Genomic DNA, 20,045 nt, shown 5'->3' on the forward strand with positions numbered 1-20,045 from the left:
GTGCCACCGCCGTCACTGCCGTCACCCAGTCGGTGTGGCCGGTCATGGGTGCCCCGTGTGGGTGGCTGGTGACCGGGTCCCATAACCGCACCGTGCCATCGCGGCTGCTGGTGGCCAGCAGGGTCCGCCCATCGGGTAGTGCCACCGCCGTCACTGCCGTCACCCAGTCGGTGTGGCCGGTCATGGGTGCCCCGTGTGGGTGGCTGGTGACCGGGTCCCATAACCGCACCGTGCGATCGTTGCTGCCCGAAGCGAGCAGGGTCCGCCCATCGGGCAACACCACCGCCGCCACCGCTGACACCCTGTCGGTATGGCCGGTCAGGGGTGTCCCATGTGGGTGGCCGGTGACCGGGTCCCACAACCGCACAGTGTCATCGCTGCTGCCGGTAGCCAGCAGGATCCGCCCATCAGGAAACGCGACCGCCGAGACTGCGTATACATCGCTGGTGTGGGCGAGGACCCGGTGTGGGGTGACATTACGAAGTGCCGCCCACTGCAACTGAGTTGGGTAGTTCTCACGTAACCCGCCCGTGCCGTGCGCGGTGCCGCCCATGATTCGCCCCAGGGCCATTTGGAATGCCAAACCACGATCCCGCAGTTCGAGTGGTTGCAGGTCGTGCCACGCGCTCAGCACCGTGCTCATCGCGGGCGGCAGCGGCAACCGTGCGAACGCGTAACGCTGGATATCGCGGGCGACCGTCTCTGAGTCGAGAGCGAGGAGCACGTCACGGTTGTCATCGAGTACATCCCAGCCCGTTTCCCCGGCGATCCCCGCGTGCGCCGAGACTTGGTATGTCAAGTACGGGTTCAGTGATGTGACGCCGTCGATCACCTCAGCGAGCTTGGGAGAAGCCACGTTGACCAGGGCTGTCGTGATCGCTAGGTGGGCTTGGTGGTCTGCCGGGGTCGGGGCGGATTCGGTGGTGAACAGTTCGGCGAAGGTGCGGTGGGCGAGGCGGTAGACGGTTTGGCCGTATTCGCGGTCGGCGAGGACATAGGGTGCGGCATCGCGGACGAGTCGTTCGACGTCGTCGTCGTGGATGTCGTGGTCGGGTGCGAGTGCGCGCGCTAGCACGACCCACAGGCCACCTTGGTCGGGAACTCCGCGCCCGCGTGCGAACGCGAGGGCCCGCAGCAGCGGTAGGTGGCTTCGATGTTTGTTGGCCAAGCGTTCGACCGCGACGGAGAACACATGCTGGTGATCGTGGCCGAGGAGGGCGTCCCAGTTCGCGGGCAGGTGCCATCGCTTGTCGGCGAGAACCTCATGCACGGCCAAGCGAGCGAACAGGAATTGGCGGCGGCGTGCGCGCACCGCGCGGGCGAACGCCGCGATGTCGAGTGTTGATGGGGCTGCTTTGTTCGCGCGGTGCAGTCGCCGTATGATGTAGCGTTCGATCGCGTCGTCGTCGCGGTCGACCGATATCAGGCCGGTCAGGTGACCGAGCGCGTCGAGCAGGTCGACGTCGGTGGCGGGGTGATCGGGGCCTTCGGTGGTGCTGCTCCTGGTCCCGACCAGCAACCGGACGTTGGGTTGCTCGGCGAGGCTGCGCAGGATGACCCTGGCCACTGTCAATGGCTCGACCGCTTCATCGAGCGCGTCGATGACGATGGTCGTCAGTGGGCGCTTGCCGAGTTGATCGCGCAGCCAGCTGGTTGATTCATGCACAGATCCAGTCGGTGGTTGGCCTGCGCCGATTCCCTCGGCGATGCGAGCGAGGACTTCCTCGGGTGTTGTTCCGGTGAGATGGAGGACGAGGTCGAAGATCGCATCGGGTGGGCGTTGATCGTCGGGGACCTCGACGAGCACCCCGGCTTTCGTGAGCGCGGTGCGCAAGCTCGGGTTGCTGTGCACGACCAGGTGACCAAGCAGCGCGGACTTTCCCGATCCGGGCGCGCCGGTGACGACGAGCATTCCGGGCTCGGCGGTTTTGAGCCAGTCGATGATGCGGTGTGTTTCGGTGGTGCGTCCTTCGAAGTACCACGATTGCTCGCCGAGCACCGTCTCGGTGAAGGGGAGTTCGCCTCCGTGTGCCTTGGGTAGGAAGTGGCGCAGTTCGTCGTCACTGAGTCCTCTCAGGGCCTGCTCGAGCTCGTGGATGACGTCGACAGAGCTGTTGATCAGGACCGCGTGACGGCGGCGCAGAACAGGAACGCGGCGAGGATCGCGGTCGACGAGACGGCTGCGCTCGACCCTGGCCTCGCGGCGGTCGAATTCGTCGGCCAGTTTGCTCAGCTCGATGAGAAATTCACCGGCGAAGGTGGTGTTGAGCAGGCTGTCGAGGCTGCTGCTGAACGTGCCGAGGGTACTGGAGCCCTCTCCGGATAGGCCACCGACTAGCAAGTATCGGCCCGCGACCTTTTCCTGGACCAGCAGTTGAGCTTGCAGGAGGTCGATGAACTTCTGGGACCCGCAGGCGTCGATGACGATGATCGCCCACGTGTCGTCCTCGCAGAGCCGACTCGCGATCGCTTTGGCGATGACGTAGGGCGCGACGCCGTCGTCAGGAAGGTCCGGCTCACTGTCGGCGTGGTAGAGGACCGCGGTGTTGGCGTTATCGGTGGAACCGTGGCCCACCCAGTACAGAATCGTCGCTGGATGGACGGCGTTGCGCCACGCGTTGATCCGCTTGCGGACGTTGTTCAATCCGCGCTCGGGCATGGGCACGTCCCAGTCGTGGACGCGAACGCTGAAAGGCTCGAGCGTGCTGGATACCTTGGCAAGTTCGCGGTCGACGTTGAGCTCGGGGTGGTTGTCGCTGTAGTGGCCGATCGCTACGGGGAACAGTTCGGGTCCGTCGGTCATTGGGCGGGATCCACCGCCAACACGATCTGCTCGACTGCTGAAGTGCCGCTACCGGCGACCGCGACTCGATAGAGGCCGGGGCGGTAGACGGTCGCCGAGACCACCAGGTTGCCGTCGCGGCGGTGTGCGTCAGCTCGGCGTGGTTGTCTGGTTCCGATCTGGGTGAGTTGGCATCGGATGTCGTTAGGTTTGGCCGGTCCCCGCACCGCGATGTCGAATTCCGTGCCCACGGTGACGATGTCGGGGGTGTCGATGCCGACATCGCCGTCGCCAAGTCGCGGACCTAGATCTGAATCGCGGTGTAGCAAGAAGTCTTTCGCTTTCGTGATCGCTTCTTGGGTCTTGGCGATAGGCCCATGTTGTTGCGGCAGCGGCGACACCCGCGGTGTCTGGTCGGGTCGTGCCGGGTCGCGGGGTGGCAGTGCGGAGTCGCGGGGGACGGTGCCGTCGCCGAGGCCGGGAAAGCGGCGCAGGTTGCCGGCACCGTCGCGTAGCAGTTCGCCGGTGACGAGGTCGACGCCGACAGTGTCGCGTAGTCCGTCGATCTGGCCAGAGTCGATGCGCAGTACGCACGTTGTCGCCTGTTCGACGCCGATGATCGGCAGGTGCCGGGGCAGGGAGGTTTCTGCTCGAGCGGCACGGTCGGCGAAGGCGGCGCGAGCCAGATCTTCGTGGGCGCCGACAGCGACCATGTCGGGGATGCTCAATCTGGTCACGTCGGTGCCGCTGTCGAGGCAACGGTAGCTCGGCAGCAGGTCATAGATCCCGGGCATGGTCACCGCGACCTCCCGCAGCCGATGCGCGGGAAGGGGAGCTCCCTTGCCGGTGCCGAGCATCACCGCCGCTTTCGCCGCGCCCGCGAACGGCGTGCCCAGGGTCACGATCGCCCCGACGGTATCGGTCGCGCCGGAGATGGTGGACAGTTCATGACACAACAGGCCACCCATCGAGTGCGCGACGAGGTGTACCCGTGCCTGCGTGTGACCAGTGACCTTGCGCCACCAGGTCACGTGCGAGTCGATGCGCTCGGCCAACAGGCGCGCGTTGTAGCGCACGGGCAGGCGCCAGTCGTAGCCGAACTGCGAGACCGCGCTGGGGTCTCGCACGATGGCTTCCAGCGCGCGGACCAAGTTCCTGTAGGGGTCGATCCCGCGCAGGAACGGCGCGAAAGTCGGTGTCCGCAACAGATGTCCAGGGCGGACCGTGTTGTGCTCGGGGTCGACGGCGAGCGGGGTCAGGTACTTGCTGGGGGCGACCCACATGCGCGCGATCAGGTCCGGGTCCAGTCCCCACAGCTTCTTCCCGGTTTCCATATCGATGAGTTCGGTGCCCATGATCCCGGGGATGACGATGACCGCGTCAGCGATGACTTCCGGTGAAACAGCAGCTGGCGCAATCGAGAACGATCGATCCAGGTGCGGGTAGGCCGGCAGATCGCCGGAATCGGCTGCGGGGAAGGTCCATTCGTGCGACACAGTCGCTATCATCGCCGACAAACCGACGAGACGGGGGAATTCGCGTGGCCGACAACCCTTCTGGTCCACGCTCACTGTTCATCATCGCCGCTCGCGACTACCCTGGCGACGGGGCCGAGCACTTCGCCGCTGGTATCGACGAGCAGATCCGGGTCGTCAGGGACTGGTGGTGTGATGAGCGCCTGGCCGAGCGTGCCTTCACCGCGCATTGCCACACTGACGTCGCGACTCGACGCGATGTCGAGGACCGCGTCCATGACCTAGGGCTGCGCTCGCTCACCGGCGAGGACGTCGCGGTCCTGTACGTCACCGGGCACGGCCGCGAGGCCGCGAGCGGTCGTCACTATCTGATACTCCCCACCACACCTGACGGCGAATTCACCGATTTCACCCATGCCTATCCCACTGCCGACATCGTCACCGCGATCCTCGGTTCGGGGGCTAAGCATGTCCTGGTGATCGTGAATTCGTGCCACTCCGGTGCGCTTGACGATGAGCTCGGGAATTGGCGCAAAGAATTATCGCCGGAGAGGCGCAAACTGAGCTCACTCCATGTGGTCACGATCGGCGAATTCGACGAGCGACCCCGCATGCTCGAATTCACCCGACTGTTGGAGGCGGTCCACAAGACCCTGCTGAGGGGCGGATACTCCGAAGACCATTTGAGCATCGGTGACTTCCTGCGCGAGTTGGACAGCGCCGCAGCGACATTGGACACGGGCACCGACCCAGTCAGTATCAGCGCGGTGTTCGGTCCGACTTCAAAGCACGAGCCGCATCGCTGCTTACCCAATCCCGGCTATATCCCACCGGACCCCACTGTCGGTGACCCGCGACGCCAGGTCGCTGACTCGCGCGCTGAGGTGGACTACTGGCTGGATCGGGCGAGCGGCCGGGTCGGTGCCGACGATCCGGGTTGGTATTTCGTCGGTCGCCGGGCTCTGACTGTCGAGGTGGCGCGCTTCCTGAGGTCGGGTACGGGCATGCTCATCGTCACCGGCGCAGCCGGGACGGGCAAGTCAGCGATCATCGCCCGAGCGGTGACCTTGTCCGACCCGAAATTCCGGCAAGACCGGCGCTACGTTCCAGCGATCGCGAACGCACCCGCCGACTCACTGCCACCGGTCGGGTCGGTCGACATCGCCGTGCTCGCACGCCAGAAGCGTGCACCGGCGATCCTGGAACAGATCCTGCGCGCGGTCGCGATCACCCCGACACCCTCCGAACGCGCCAACACCCAACAACTGCGCGATCGCTTGCACGAACACCTAACTGCCACTGGACAACCGGTGACGATCGTGCTCGACGGACTCGACGAGGCCATCGACCCTCTGCTGCTGCTACCCGAGGTAGTCAGCCCGCTCGCGGGCTGGCGAGATCGTGACGGCACGCACCTGATCCGGTGGGTGATCGGCGTCCGCAGCGACCCCGCGACAAGCGACGCGCACTCCCCTCACGGACGCAGCCTGCTCCGCCAATTGAACGATGTCGCCGCGGACGAGGTGACCACGCTGCGCACCGACGGACCAGAGACCATCGACGACATCGCCGACTACCTCCAAGCCCTGCTCGCCAACGCACCGGCCTACCGAGACGATCACACCGCGCGACAGCACCTGGCCAGCCTGGTCACCGCCCGCATCGGGCGGTCGTTTCTCGATGCCCGCCTCGCCGGCGAGCGACTACGCCGCCTTACCACGCCACAATCGGTGAACGACCCGGCCTGGCTTGCGTCGTTGTCCGACGGCACTGTCGGGCTGCTACGCCGCGACATCGCCGACGCGGGCACTGACATCTACACGGTCGAGCACATCCTGGCAGTCCTGCGTGCTGCCGCGTTCGCCGGCGGTAACGGGGTTCCCGCTGACACCCTGTGGGAGGTGATGGCCGCCGCCGTGCTCGACAGCCCGCTACCTAATGGCGCGATCGACCACGTCCTGACCGGACCACTGATCGGCTACCTCACCCGCGACGCGGCCGAGGGCATCACCACCTACCGGCCAGTGCACGAACGACTCCGCGAGGTGCTGCGCGCCCAACCCGACGCGCTGCGAGAGGACAAACGGCCATGACCGACCCCGCCGAATCAACTGATGAGATCGCCATCCAGGCCAGAATCAGCGAAGCCCTACGCGCCCACCTCCCCACTGCGGCGGATATCCCGCCACACCCCTACATCCGTCGCGAACTCGTCAACCACGCCGCTCAAGGCGAGGTCTTCGATGACGAGCACGTACCCGCATCGTTCCTGCCCTGGGAGACAAGCGGTTTGGTGCGCAGGCATGTCGGGATCCCCGCCAAACTCGAGTTCGAGGGCACAACCCTCGCCGCGTGGGCTGGCCTGGAACCCTTCGTCGGCGAAGCGGGACCGTCGGCGCGGGCATTCAGCCTTGGCATCGCGGCCTCGGCTAATGGCCCCAGCGTCGGGCAGCACCTGCCGGATTTGAGAGTGCGAGCGCTGTGGTCGCGATGGGAGTTTCCCACCAATATCGTGGCACACACCGGGTTCAGGATTTGGACGCTGACGACTGTCGTACTGCCGGACAACCGGACCCTGCTCGCCACCGGCAGCCGCGATGGCACGGTGCGGTTGTGGGACCCGGTCACCGGCCACCCGGTCGGGGCACCCTTGACCGGCCACACCGGCGAGGTGTGGGCGGTGGCGGCGGTGGCGTTGCCCGATGGGCGGACCCTGCTCGCTTCTGGCAGCGCCGATGGCACGGTGCGGTTGTGGGACCCGGTCACCGGCCACCCGCACGGGACACCGTTGACCGGCCACACCGACTGGGTGAGGGCGGTGGCGGCGGTGGCGTTGCCCGATGGGCGGACCCTGCTCGCTTCTGGCAGCAACGATGGCACGGTGCGGTTGTGGGACCCGGTCACCGGCCACCCGCACGGGCCACTCCTGACCGGCCACACCAGCTGGGTGGCGGCGGTGGCGGCGGTGGCGTTGCCCGATGGGCGGACCCTGCTCGCCTCTAGCGACGGCGATGGCACGGTGCGGTTGTGGGACCCGGTCACCGGCCACCCGCACGGGGCACCGTTGACCGGCCACACCGGCGGGGTGTCAGCGGTGGCGGCGGTGGCGTTGCCCGATGGGCGGACCCTGCTCGCTTCTGGCAGCGCCGATGGCACGGTGCGGTTGTGGGACCCGGTCACCGGCCACCCGGACGGGGCACCGTTGATCGGCCGCACCAGCCGGGTGGCGGCGGTGGCGGCGGTGGCGTTGCCCGATGGGCGGACCCTGCTTGCTTCTGGCAGCGCCGATGGCACGGTGCGGTTGTGGGACCCGGTCACCGGCCACCCCGTCGGGACACCCTTGACCGGCCACACCGGCTGGGTGTTGGCGGTGGCGGCGGTGGCGTTGCCCGATGGGCGGACCCTGCTTGCTTCTGGCAGCAACGATGGCACGGTGCGGTTGTGGGACCCGGTCACCGGCCACCCGCACGGGCCACTCCTGACCGGCCACACCAGCTGGGTGCATGCGGTGGCGGCGGTGGTATTACCCGATGGACGGACCCTGCTCGCCTCCGGCAGCACCGATGGCACGGTGCGGTTGTGGGACCCGGTCACCGGCCACCCGCACGGGGCACCGTTGATCGGCCGCACCGGAGGGGTGTCGGCGGTGGTGGCGGTGGTGCTGCCCGATGGGCGGACCCTGCTTGCTTCTGGCAGCGATGATGGCACGGTGCGGTTGTGGGACCCGGTCACCGGCCACCCGGACGGGCCACCCCTGACCGGCCACACCCGCGGGGTTATGGCGGTGGCGGCGGTGGCGTTGCCCGATGGGCGGACCCTGCTCGCCTCCGGCAGCCACGATGGCACGGTGCGGTTGTGGGACCCGGTCACCGGCCACCCCGTCGGGCCACCCTTGACCGGCCACACCCGCGGGGTGTCGGCGGTGGTGGCGGTGGCGTTGCCCGATGGGCGGACCCTGCTCGCCTCCGGCAGCAACGATGGCACGGTGCGGTTGTGGGACCCGATCACCGGCCACCCGCACGGGACGCCCCTGACCGGCCACACCAGCTGGGTGTCGGCGGTGGTGGCGGTGGCGCTGCCCGATGGGCGGACCCTGCTTGCTTCTGGCAGCAACGATGGCACGGTGCGGTTGTGGGACCCGGTCACCGGCCACCCGGACGGGCCACCCTTGACCGGCCACACCCGCGGGGTGATGGCGGTGGTGGCGGTGGCGTTGCCCGATGGGCGGACCCTGCTTGCCTCCGGCAGCGATGATGGCACGGTGCGGTTGTGGGACCCGTTGACGTCGCAGGTCATCGATGTAGGGGTCCTAGGAGGGCCGGTTCACGCGCTGGCGGTTATCCCGCCGAGGTCAGGCTCGCCCTCGTATCTGGCTGTCGCGGGAGCGGCCGGACTATTTATGCTTGTGTTCGAATAGCTGTACGGATCGGCTTGCCGCCGATACCGACCATCCCACATCCGTTGCGGTGCAACTCCACCGGCGCTTCGAGCGAGAAATCGGCACGACGCCCAGCCAACCTCATCGATCCGCAGCAGCCGGGCACACCGCATCTACCACCCAAGATCGCCCCGAGCGCAGCGAAGCCTCGCTTCGTGAACATCGTGCGATCGCCGATTCATCCGACGCCCGCGACGAGGTAGCCGCCGCGGGCGCCGCCGAGACGCACATGGTCGAGACCGAGCCAACCGTGCGACCCAGTTTGCGTAACTGGGATGCGGGGCGCACGCCACCAGTGGATCAGGCCCTGCTCCAGCGCGGAACCGCGATCACTTCGGCAGGACCGAATCAACGTACGCACCCGCGTACGCACCCGCGGCGCCGCCGGCCGCCGCGCCCAATGCGACGCCCGCCGCTGCCGCGGGGAGCAGGAACAATGCCCCGCCAGCCGCCATGCCGACGCCAAGACCGATCGCACCGCCGACCAAGCAGCCCGGGCCGGGGGCGACGGTGCAGCCGATCGCGCCGCCGATGAGACCGCCGGCGATCGAGGTCGCCATGAATGGAACGCCACCGATCACGGCACCCGCGGCGCCACCGAACCCGCCACCGAGCAAGGCACCCTCGACCGCTCCGAAAGTCACGGCATCGCTGGTCGGACGGCCGTCTACGAACGGGTCAGGGACCCCAGGAACAGGCGGCAGAACTAGGGCGGGCTGGCCGACCGCAGCGGCCGAGGCCTGTACCGGCGCCGATTCCAAGGGTGCTGCCGAGGCGATCCCTGCAGCGGCCGTTCCGACGGCAATCGGAAGCGCGAGCACCATTGCCCGCCGGCCCCAGGTCGAAATGATCACAAGAATTTCCTTCCAGCGGCCACCCGCGCTCGGCGAGCAGGCCTGTCAATGAGTCGACTCCCTTCGACCCGTGGACACTCCAGCACATTGGCAGCAATCCACACAATTTCCCTTACCAGCAGCTATCTATGCAGGTAAGAAGTGCATATGGTGCAGGCCCGGCGGCGAGCGGGCGATCTGCAACCCACTCACGGCGAACACCGCGTCATCGATGTGTCCAGCGTCACCGCATCAGTGGACCGGCGGCGACGAGCTCCCCGACCTCTCGACAGGCAACCCCTGTTCGAACTCGCCTGCGCCGGAGTCATCAGCACCCTCGCCCTCGCGCCCTCGCGCTGGCACATCGACTCGACCAGCGCCGCTATCTCGTGTGCGGCGGTGTCGCGGTCGGTCAGGGGTTCGAGGTCGAAACGGACGACCGCGTGGATGGTTTCGACGCCGCGGATCGATGTGCCGGCGGTCGGGCGGGTCAGCAAGACCACGACTAGCGATTGGGTGGGGGTAGAAGCCGAGTAGTGCTGGGATCGCGGCCAGCAGTGCGCTGGCGTCGTCGACGCGCAGGGTGATAGCGGGTCCGATGCGGCGGTGTGCGGCGCTGGGGAAGGGTTCACGATCTCGGTTCATGGGAGGGGTTCCTCACTGGGTCAGCGAGTTCGGGCGAACTCGCGGGTGACAGTCATCGGGTGGGTGAGCGCGTGTGTGGCCCGCCGGTCAGCTCGCGCGGGTGCGTGGACGCGACCATCGACTTGGCAGCCGATGCTGGGTTCGGCAGTGCTGCACCGGGATTGGTGACGTCGCATGGGTCGCGGGTCCCCACGTGTGCGACGCACACGTTCTGTGTGTGGGTGCCCCATCTCGCGAGGCCGCTGGTCTGGGGCTGGTTGTTGGCGCATCGGCACAGCACTGCGCAGGCAGATGTGTCCAGCTACCAGATGCGCGTGGCGCAGCGATGGTCGGCGGGCTGTTGGGCATGAATGAGCAACGCGGGGGCCATCAATGGCTGGGCGCGTGACCTCAGCGCGGTGTCAGCGTGAATTCTGGCGTGGGTGAGCCCCGTTGTAGCCGGACTTCGGCGCGGATTTCAGCGTGGTCATGGCATCGCATGTCGAGCAGGTGTACTCAACGCCGCGGAATGCGGCACAACAAAGCTGAACCGTCACAACAGCTTTCGGTGATGACCGCCGGTGAGGTGAAGAAAACATGCCACCGTCAATCCGTCACGAGCCGGTCGAACAGGTCAGCGGCGAGGTCCGCGGATCTCGCGGAGGTTCCAGATGACAGAGCCAGCCGAGGCGATCGGGGCCGCTTGCGCTAGGTCGGTGTCTTCGGAGGCAACCGACACTGTCAAAGCCCGCTAGATCGAACCGTCGGGCACGATGTTTTTGACCATGGTCTCCGCGGTGAGTCCGGGGGCGAGGATGACGATCGGATACGCGCGGCTGATCACGAACTCATGGCCCCGCTTGCGGACAGTGGGCAGCGGAAGACCCATGGTCACGCGTTCGCCCGGTGGGACGAGGAGCTGGAACTCTGGGTGGGCTGGGGAGCAGGCCAAGTCACGTCCGACGCAGACGGTGGCGGGCTGAGACAGATGGTTGACGAAGACGACGTGGGTGGTCCAGACCATGTCGGCGATTGGCTTGGCAGTGAGGTGGATGCACGAGTCCAGCTTCATCGCCGCGCCGATTTCGATCTCATAGGACGAACCATCGGCCCAGTGGTACCACGTCGACCAGCTTGGGTCGCATCTGAGGTCGCGCTTGTGGAAGAAGGGATCGGGGTCGTCAGCGGCGGACGCCTCGTAACTGGCCGCCGCTCGCTGCCAGGCTTTGTCACCGACAAACACCACGCCCGCGGCGACGCAGGCGGCTAGGCACAGAAGCAGCACCCGGCTTCCCAACGTCATTGTCTGATGGTCCGCCACAAGCCCTTTGCGTGACAACCCCTTCGGAGAGTCACGCGTGGACTGACTGGCTCGCGCGTGCTGGCGTGCTGGTCGACGGTGTACGGATGGGGCGTGGTGTAACCGTCACCGCCAAGGACGGCCACCTCTGCAGGTCATTGCTCGAACGCCAAATCGGCCGAAGGAATAGCCGGGGCCGTTCAATCGGTCGTCTGACCCACCACCATGCCTGGACCTAGAACTCGCACTACGGCATCCGCGATCGCCGGGCACGGATAGCGGCCGCCGCCGAGCTTGTAACCGACCGACACAAAAGCCTGCACCGGGTGCACAGGGCCGTCGTCGGGATCAGCGAGCGTATCGGCGAACAACGGCCGGGATTGTGGGCGGGCCAGCGCGAAACAGGTCAGCTGGATTCGGCTGTCTTCCGTCTAGAAGTGTTTCAGCACTTCGGGATTGCCGAAGTTGAGCTGGTCGACACGATGACGACGTCCTTTCGACCGTACGGTTTGGCGACTACCGCACGACGCTGGAGCGCTCGAAGCGAAGAAACCGACTGCGAAGGAAGCCGACACGCTGACCGCCGAATACTTCGAGTTCGCGCGGTTGAAGCGGGAATCGGAGTTTGCCGACCGCAGAAGCGACGTTGGAAATCATCATGGAAACCGGTCGCGCTGTTGGGAACGACTTCCGAGGGCGCCGAGCAGGACCGCAGCGATAAACGTTGAGCAGCGACTAACCCGAGTCGCGGAGGCTGAGCGTGGCGACCCGCCGCGGCGTCGACTGGGGTGTAGTGCCAGGCGCACACGGGTCGATGCCTGCTTGACCGCGAACCTGACCGCTGTCGGCGAATATTCGCCCTACGTCAGTGGCGAAAAATGCCAGTTCGGAGCGTCGTGTCTTGTCTCCGGAGTGTTGGGTGCCCCGTAGGGTCGCTGGGACGATAGACCTCGCTACGTGCCAACGATGATGAGACCGCACCGAAGGGACAAGCGCCATGAGATCAGCGATCATCCCGGTTGCATTTGTGCTCGCTCTGATAGCTGGCTGCAGCAGCAATGGCGTCGACCACACCGAACAGACGGCTGCGGTTACCTCCGGACCCGTGACGGCACCAGACGCCACGCCAACCAGTCCACTTGGTAGCTCCATCAAGATCCAGAGCACCGGCTATGCGGTCGGTATCACCGAGTACACGGTTGCCAGCCCTCGCCAAGAAGCGGACGTACTGAAACTCGACGTAACCATGCATACCCTTCAGGGCCAGAACGTACCTGGCACGTTCTTCGTGCTGACCGCCGACGGACTCAAGGTCGAGGGGGCCGACCCCACAGCTGGCCAGGGCAGCGTAGGGCCACTGTTGGCCGGGACCATGATCGAGGGCGAGAAGCGAACGGGCACCCTCGCTTTCGCGGTTCCGGCGAATGCCAAGCTCGACAAGGTTGTTCTCTACCAAGGAACGATCAATCCACCCAAGGCGTTTTGGACCGGTGACTGAGGTGGTGGGGGACCTGTTCGCGGTTTACTCGGCGGGATCGCCGACCGTGGCGCGCAGGACGGTGGACGACTTCAGTTGGTGATGGGCGATGGTGCAGTCACCCTGTTCGGGGGCTTAGTTGACGCGGCAAGGTACTGCTTGGGCAGCGCGGCCTTAGGCGGTCGCACCGCTTAAGCAATGCGGATGCCCGGGGTGGTGGGCCGCCGCGTCCGGTCAGAGGCGTCTGGTCGCGATGTTCGCGCCAGACCGTTCGCCTGGGTTCAGTACATAGTGGCCGCCCTCGGTCTCGACCGATCTCGCGGTGACCGCTTCGTTGTTCTCAGCCCAGTCGGTCGCGGTCGACCATCTGACCTGGTGCAGCGCGGAGATGCGGGGGAGTGTGGTGTCGGCCAGGTTCGCCCCGGACAGGTCGGCGCCTGTCAGATCGGCATCGGTGAGGTCGGCGCCGCGGAGGTTCGCGTTGGTCAGGTTTGCGCCCTTGAGATTTGCCGTTCGCAGGTCTGCGCGGTCGAGGTTGACGTGAGTCAGGTTGGCGCCGGCCAAATCAGCGCCTGTGAGGTCGGATTCGGTTAGGTTGGCTCCTGGAAAGGTCGCCTTTCCCTGTTGTTTCATCACTTGTAGCGCGATGTGGTTCATCCGGATGCTCATGGTGTCGCCGAGGTGGGACAGAGCGTAGTTCCCTGCGAGGATGCCTCCGAGGAGCGAGGCGTAGACGGGGAAGGGATCGGCCAGATCCAGCAGTCCGAGTGCGAACGCGGCGGCGCCCGCCAGGACAACTGCGTACATCGCTAATTCGCGCAGTTTGTCGTGGTAACTGGCTCGGCGTTGTTCGGCGGGCGAGAGCGGAAATCGGCTCGCCAGGTTCGCATCTCGCAGGTTCGCGTCGCGTAGGTCTGCGCCGTGGAGGTCTGCGCTGCGCAGGTCTGCCCCGAGTTCTGTTGGGCGAGATGACAAGGGGCGGTTGGACATTGCCGCGAGGATCCGGTCGAGCGTGGTTGCGGGGTGAGGAAGTACACGCGGTGTTGGGCGTCGCCAGAGGCTGGGCATTGAAGGCATCGACTAGCTTCCTGCCGGGTCGCTGGTTATCGCTCTCGCCGGGTTGGGGGGTGGGAGTGGGGCGTATCCGACGTCTTGGTTGCTCGCTGCGCCACCCAGCGCGAATGATGTGCCCGCGCCCATGACGATTGCCGCACCGACGCTCGCGAACCAGCCTGCAGCTGCCTGTAGTCCGCAGAACATTATGGCCACCGTCAGCCGGAGCGCGATGTTGCTCAGAAGCCAGAACGACAGTGTGTTGTAGGTGGTGTCGGCGGGAGAGTCCGTCTTGCTACGCCATGGCCATCGCCCGAGCTTTTTGGAGTCCTGCCACAGCTCCAATGCAGACGCGGCGCCAGCGGCCACCGCGCCGGCTGCCGCGCACTGGGCAACGAACATCACGTCCATGTCCGGTATTCTGGCCTAAAAGTGCTGTCTCCGAACCTTTTACGACTGCTTGAGTCGTTCGATGAGCACGAATCTGCTGGCCCGAACGGGAGGGTTGCGTGACGTGGCTTCGCTGTGCTGGCGAAGTTCACGCTGAGCAGACGGGTGAATTCTGTTGAAGGGACTGCTGCACGATTCCGGTGACCGCTGTCACCAGATCGTGCAGCAGTCCCAAGCCGACTTCGCGTAACGAGCGACTGAACTACGCGCCGTGGATGTAGACCGGCAGGTGACGATGACCGTTGGAGATGAAGCTGGGCACGGTGCCGAGCTCGGCGACCGGAACGGCCAGCCGCATCTGCTGGAAACGCTCGAACAGCGCCGGCAGCGACACCAGCGCCTCCAGACGGGCAAGCGGCGCACCGAGGCAGTGATGCACCCCGTAACCGAAAGCCATGTGCGAGTGGCTCTCTCGCGTCGGATCGAACGCGTCGGCGGTCTCCCCGTGACGCTTCGGATCGCGACCGGCGCCGGCATAACTCGCCAGAATCGCGTCGCCCTTGGCGAGGTGGACACCGTCGATGTCGATGTCCTCCACCGCGAAACGCAACGGCAGGTGCGCCACCGGCGACTCGTAGCGCAGGGTCTCCTCCACCGTGTCGGCCCAGGTGATCGAGCCGTCGCGCAGACCGGCGAGCACCTCGGGGTGGGTGAGCAGCGCGGTGATGGCCTGGTCGAGCAGGTTCACGACGGGCTCCGTCCCCTGCCAGATCACCAGCAGCAGGGTGCCGATCAGCTCTTGTTCGGTGAGCTGGCCTTCCTCCTCGTCGCGCTGGACGATCAGCAGGCTGGTGATGTCGTCGCCGGGCTGTTCGCGTCGCAGTGCCACCAATTCCCCGAGGATCCGGTACATGTCCATGTAGTTGGCCTGCGACTGCTCGGGGGTGAGCGTGGTGTCGAAGATGCCGTCGATACAGGTGCGCAGGCCGGGATTCAGCGATTCCGGTACACCCATCAGTTTGGAGATCACCTGGATCGGCAGTGGGTACGCGAACTGTTCGCGCAGATCCGTCGGACGAAGGGCCGGGGTCTTCGCGAGCGCGTCGAGCAGGTCGTCGGTGATGCGTTCGACCTGTCTGCGCATGGCCTCGGTGCGCCGTGCGGTGAAGGCGGGGGCGACCAGTTTGCGCAGTCTACGGTGGTCGGTGCCGTAGGCGGTGAACATGTTCGGCACCGCGACCCACAGGTAGAGCGGCCAATCCGCGGGAACCTCGCCAGCAGCGAACGCGGGCCAGTGCTTGCTCGCGTCCTTGGAGACGCGGGGGTCGACGAGCAGCTTCTCCAGCAGCGCCGCGTCGGTGATCGACCAGGCCTGGACTCCGCCCGGCAACTCGATCCTGGTGGCGGGGCCGTGTGCCCTGATCTCGGCGATCTCACCCTGAATGTCATGCCCGGTAGGATCCAAAACGACCCGATTCGAAACCACGGTCACGGCTTTGCGGTAGGAGGTTGTGGTATCAGAACCTGCAGCCATCGCGCTTCTCTTGGCATTAAGGATGTTTCTGTTGGCGGCCAGGGCATTTCGGTCGGCGGCAATGCCAGTACGGCTGGCCACCGGGGTCTGGTGGTTGACAGCCATGGCCAAAGGTCGGCTGCCGATTTGTCCGGCAAGGTGAGGAAGGGGGAATCGCTCAGTACGGGCACGATCTCGTAGCTCGGTGTAGATGGCGGGGATGTCGAGAAGTGCGGGCCCATTGGGGATTCCGTGGACGAGCACGTCGATCAAGGCGCGGGTGAACATTGGACCAGTGGGGTGTCGGAGTGCGACTTGGTAGGGGCCTGCTGCAGTGAGCACGAGACTCGTGGGGATCCGGCTGAGACCATCAAGTGCACCGAGGGTGTTGGCGGCTTGGCCGGAGTAGCAGGAATCGAGGATCACCAAGGCGCGGTGGGCTTTGCTGGCTGCAACAAGCTCACGAATTTCGTTATAAGCGATCGCGGTGTAGTCGGCGTCGGGGTCGGTATCGGGACCTGCCAGCAGAAGTTCGCCGTGGCGCGAGACTAGGCCGTGTCCGGCGAAGTAGAACAGCACGGTGTCTTCGGCGTTCTTGGTGGCGCTGGCGACCGCTGCCAGTACTTCTTCGCGGGTCGGCGCGGACAGGAAGGTGACGCGTTCAGGGTCGAATGTGGGATTGTCGGGGTCGGTGAGCAGGTAACGAAGTCTGGCGACCTGTTCGGCGGTTCCGGGCAGGTTGTCTAGCTTCGGGTTGGTGTAAGCCGAGATTCCGACCATGACAGCGCAGGAGGTCGCGCGATCGGGGAACGAGGCGCCCATCGTGGCCCCGGCGGGCAAGGTCGCGAGGTCCGCACCCGTCGATGTTCCGAGGTTCTCACTCCGGAGCGCGCGTTGATACAGCTCATCGATGCGATCGCACCATATGTCGACTGTCTCTCCGTGGCGATAACGACGCTCACAGGCCTTGGTGGCCAGGTTTTCAGCGACCAGGAGGAGGTGGTCGGGATGAGGCACGGTGACTGTGGCGAACAGTTTCTGTACCGAGTCCTTGCCGACGCCAGTGGCCTCGGCCATCGTGCGCAGGCTCGGCCAGCCGGCGTTGGCGTGCAGGACATGCAGTTCGGCGATGAGGTCGCGCAGCGGCCCCTGCGGGATGTTGGGCATCGGCAGCCGTGCCAATTGATTCTCCTGCCGTGCAGAAACTGTCTGTGTTTGTCTGCGGTTGTCGGCAACTGTACGTGCCCCGACTGACCTTGTCCTGGGAGTGGCGGGCAATGGCGGACGGCGTCTGCAATCGTGCTACACGCCCAGGTTCGTGCGAGAACATCCGTTGTGTGACAACAAAATTCGAGTTCACACGATGGAATGGAGTTCCGGTGACGACGAACAACTCGGGCAGACTGCAGCGGCGATCCGTTGGCGGGAGCACCGCCGACGTCGTCTCCGACTCGACGATCACGCGAAGGCGCGGCACGATGGTTCGCAAAGCTACTCGCTTGATCGGGCACGGCCTGAACGCGGCTGCCCTGCTCGTCGGATTGGCTGGATACCACGACATCGCGGCCGCACTGCGGGTTGGGTCGTTTCTGGTGCGCATCGCGGCCACCGACGCCCCGGTGACGGTAGCGCGGATGATCTGGTCGGGCGCAGCAAGGTCGGCCGGACGAATCACTTGTGGTGCGGCACTGCGGATTCGCTCCATCGTTCGCGGAGCGAGATCGATTGGGGTGCCCCGCCGTCGCAGGTCGCCTCAGTTGCCGATGAAGCCGAGCTCCGGCTCCCGCAGGTCCGAAGGAGCAGGTCCTCTCCCTTATCCAGAGGAGGAATCCGAGTCTCACCACGAATGACATAAACTTCGTCACCGGGCTTTCGGGAGGCAAGATGAGGCTTGTGGCTACGCCGCAGGATGCGGAGCAATTGGCTGCGAGGATCATGGAGGGCATGGGGTACCACCAGGTGAGGGTTACTCTGCCTGGTCCTGACGGCGGGATCGACGTCTGGTCCACTAAGGCCGTCGCGCAGGTCAAATTCCATCAAAAGCCGACAGGTCGCCCCGATATCCAGAAGCTGTACGGGGCCAGAGGCCTCAACCATGACCAGGAGATGCTCTTCTTCAGCTACGCGGGGTTCACCAAGGCTGCCGTCGAATGTGCGAACGACCTTGGAACAGCACTGTTCGTATACGACTCGGCTGGCCGACATCATGCAGCAAATTCTTGCGCCGAAGCCCTGATCGTAAGGACTAGGCGAGCCGTTCCCCACACAACGTGGCACTCCCAACAATCGCCCACGCGAGCAGTTGGCCACGCGCCGACCGTTACCACAGGCATCGGTCGAAATGCGTATGTCCGCCATTCGCCAGCGCGACCAGCCGACCCTACACCGGCTGTTACCACAGGCATCGGTCGAAATGCGTATGTCCACCATTCGCCAGCGCGACCGGCCGATCACACGCCGACTGCAACTGCAGCCGCCGGTCAGGATCCAATTTCACCATTTGTGCCAGGAGTGGGCATTTCTGCCTTTTTGCTGCTGTTGCTCGGCGGCTTGGCTATCGGCGGATGGTCGTCCACCACCATCGTGCTGACTACCTTGAGTACGCTTGGATGCGCCTGCTCGATTTGGCTATGGAACGTATCCCAGCCAGACGACCTCCGCGAAGCGGTACGCCGAGGGAGCGTTGCACTGCAGACCCGTGTTAAGGATCTGGGTTGGCTGCCTGCGCGAACCCCCCACTCGTCGGAGGCCGCATCCGGGACCCCCGTCGATCAACCAACTGAACAAGGGTAGGAGCGGCATAACCGTATGGCAGGCAGTTTGGCGGTGACCGGCGACGGCGGCAACGGTTGGGTGTCACGTTGGAGCCACCTCGACGGATCCGAAGCGGTGCCCGAGGACTGCCCGAGAGTAGTGCCGGTGTCGAAGTTTCCAGCGACGAACTACCGGCGTCGGTGCCTGCGGCGGGTTCGCCAGCGCGTAGATCAGCTGCGGGGGAAGAGGCTGGTTCGAGAGCTGAATCCCTGTCGGGCTGACTCGACCAACGACACGGAAACAACACGGATTCAACGGGCAGTAACGGAATCTACTGGGCTGCTTCGGGAAGGCTCTGAGCTGTGAATCCGCAAATAGTAGGCCGTGTTGGGAGACATTGAAAAGTGTTGGGTGTAACGGAAAATGAATTCGGCAGGTCTGTAGTTCGAGTCTCATCGCACAGGTATCGCCGCAATGCCGGCCTGGATGAGTGACAGCCACGCGCTCATGGCCGCGATATCGTAGTTCCATGTGTACCTACGCTTTTGTGCATTACAAGCTGCACTACGTATGTGTGGCGTGCCGGGTGTCGTTCAAGCGGCACCCGCCGAATGCTGGTGCAGCGCACGGCTGCCCGCTGTGCGGTTCGCAGATGCAGTGTGCGGGGCATGATTTCGCGGCGCCTCGCCGCCGTGATAGTCGTGCTTGGTCGGTAGTTGGCGCCGTACTCGGCGCTGGACTGCGTTACGAGGGCTTCGAACCGTGTGGCTGTGGTCGGCAACCGAAATTCCGACCGCGGACCCGGGCGCAGGTGCGCACCCGACGTACGTTCGCAGCACGTCACGGGGTTCCGCTCGGTGAAGCCCTAGCTCTCCGGGACGTGTGACGTGTTGACTGAGCTCAGGTTTGGTGGAACTGGCAGGTTCGACATCGGAGGGAACTTGACTTCTGACACGAGATCGACACGGGTTGAGAAGGAAACGATCGGAAATGTTAAGCAGTGTTGGGATGATAGAAATCCGCATACCTGCTGGTAACGGGCATTATTGGGACGTAATGAGTCGTTACGTGGGGTGCCCCAACTCTAGTAGGTGAACAGGAAGTCGATGACCGGATGAGTCGTGCCCGCCATGCGGCGCTCGAGATAGGGACCGACCAGCCGATCGAGCCGATCCCGGTGCTCGCGCGCCGCCGTCCGCCACTCGACCGACGGTAGTACCCGCAGGTCGAGGGAGTGGTCGAGGTCGTCGTGCGTGCTCACCTGGATATTCTCCCGCACCGACTTGCGGTGGCTGATTCAGCCCGAATCCGAGTTCGCTGTCGCGGGTCCGGCCCGACCGATCGGCCCCGAACCTGGACGTCCGACACGGGTTCGGCGCTGCCGTGCGCTGGTCGTCGTGTCGGGC

At 65.4% G+C, this 20,045-nt stretch carries 12 protein-coding genes; 4 read left to right on the plus strand and 8 right to left on the minus strand.

The genetic code is table 11. The annotated features are described in order from the left end of the window. Positions 1–2,803: AAA family ATPase (locus ACFW6D_RS06530; protein ID WP_379325416.1), on the minus strand; the 2,803-nt coding region annotated here is incomplete at its 3' end. Then, positions 2,800–4,278: a hypothetical protein gene (locus ACFW6D_RS06535; protein ID WP_379325418.1), complete on the minus strand. Its 1,479-nt coding sequence runs from the start codon at positions 4,276–4,278 to the stop codon at positions 2,800–2,802. The genes ACFW6D_RS06535 and ACFW6D_RS06530, both read right to left, overlap by 4 nt. A 44-nt stretch (positions 4,279–4,322) precedes the next feature. On the opposite strand from ACFW6D_RS06535, the gene ACFW6D_RS06540 reads away from it, so the two are divergent. Then, positions 4,323–6,350 carry an AAA family ATPase gene (locus ACFW6D_RS06540; protein ID WP_379325420.1) on the plus strand — a complete coding sequence of 676 codons (2,028 nt, stop codon included), beginning with the start codon at positions 4,323–4,325 and terminating at the stop codon, positions 6,348–6,350. Continuing rightward, entirely contained in the window at positions 6,347–8,674 is a 2,328-nt protein-coding gene (locus ACFW6D_RS06545) for a WD40 repeat domain-containing protein (protein WP_379325422.1), read from the plus strand. The genes ACFW6D_RS06540 and ACFW6D_RS06545 overlap by 4 nt, the downstream gene beginning before the upstream one ends. A 350-nt stretch (positions 8,675–9,024) precedes the next feature. Here ACFW6D_RS06545 and ACFW6D_RS06550 read toward each other — a convergent pair whose 3' ends face one another. After that, entirely contained in the window at positions 9,025–9,339 is a 315-nt protein-coding gene (locus tag ACFW6D_RS06550) for a hypothetical protein (protein ID WP_379325424.1), read from the minus strand. A gap of 1,564 nt (positions 9,340–10,903) precedes the next feature. Then, positions 10,904–11,455 (minus strand): hypothetical protein, encoded by a 552-nt coding sequence (locus tag ACFW6D_RS06555; protein WP_379325426.1) that lies wholly within the window; start codon positions 11,453–11,455, stop codon positions 10,904–10,906. A 994-nt stretch (positions 11,456–12,449) separates the two neighbouring features. On the opposite strand from ACFW6D_RS06555, the gene ACFW6D_RS06560 reads away from it, so the two are divergent. Beyond that, positions 12,450–12,950, plus strand: a complete 501-nt coding sequence (locus tag ACFW6D_RS06560) for a hypothetical protein (RefSeq protein ID WP_379325427.1) — start codon at positions 12,450–12,452, stop codon at positions 12,948–12,950. Between the two features lie 213 nt (positions 12,951–13,163). Here the strand turns inward: ACFW6D_RS06560 and ACFW6D_RS06565 are convergent, their stop codons facing one another. The 3 genes from ACFW6D_RS06565 to ACFW6D_RS06575 all read right to left on the minus strand — a co-directional run bounded on the left by ACFW6D_RS06565 (position 13,164) and on the right by ACFW6D_RS06575 (position 17,067). Next, positions 13,164–13,919, minus strand: coding sequence for a pentapeptide repeat-containing protein (locus ACFW6D_RS06565; RefSeq protein ID WP_379325429.1), 756 nt, complete (start codon positions 13,917–13,919; stop codon positions 13,164–13,166). Between the two features lie 90 nt (positions 13,920–14,009). After that, the gene (locus tag ACFW6D_RS06570) at positions 14,010–14,393 is read right to left on the minus strand and encodes a hypothetical protein (RefSeq protein ID WP_379325431.1); all 384 of its coding nucleotides are present in this window, start codon (positions 14,391–14,393) and stop codon (positions 14,010–14,012) included. A 241-nt stretch (positions 14,394–14,634) separates the two neighbouring features. Then, positions 14,635–17,067, minus strand: coding sequence for a cytochrome P450 (locus tag ACFW6D_RS06575; RefSeq protein ID WP_379325433.1), 2,433 nt, complete (start codon positions 17,065–17,067; stop codon positions 14,635–14,637). A 702-nt stretch (positions 17,068–17,769) separates the two neighbouring features. Here ACFW6D_RS06575 and ACFW6D_RS06580 point away from each other — a divergent pair. After that, the gene (locus ACFW6D_RS06580; RefSeq protein WP_379325435.1) at positions 17,770–18,678 is read left to right on the plus strand and encodes a restriction endonuclease; all 909 of its coding nucleotides are present in this window, start codon (positions 17,770–17,772) and stop codon (positions 18,676–18,678) included. Between the two features lie 1,045 nt (positions 18,679–19,723). Here the strand turns inward: ACFW6D_RS06580 and ACFW6D_RS06585 are convergent. After that, the gene (locus ACFW6D_RS06585) at positions 19,724–19,900 is read right to left on the minus strand and encodes a hypothetical protein (RefSeq protein WP_379325437.1); all 177 of its coding nucleotides are present in this window, start codon (positions 19,898–19,900) and stop codon (positions 19,724–19,726) included. Between the last annotated feature and the right edge of the window lie 145 nt (positions 19,901–20,045).

This window comes from Nocardia sp. NPDC058705, from assembly GCF_042749305.1.
Classification (GTDB): Bacteria; Actinomycetota; Actinomycetes; order Mycobacteriales; family Mycobacteriaceae; genus Nocardia.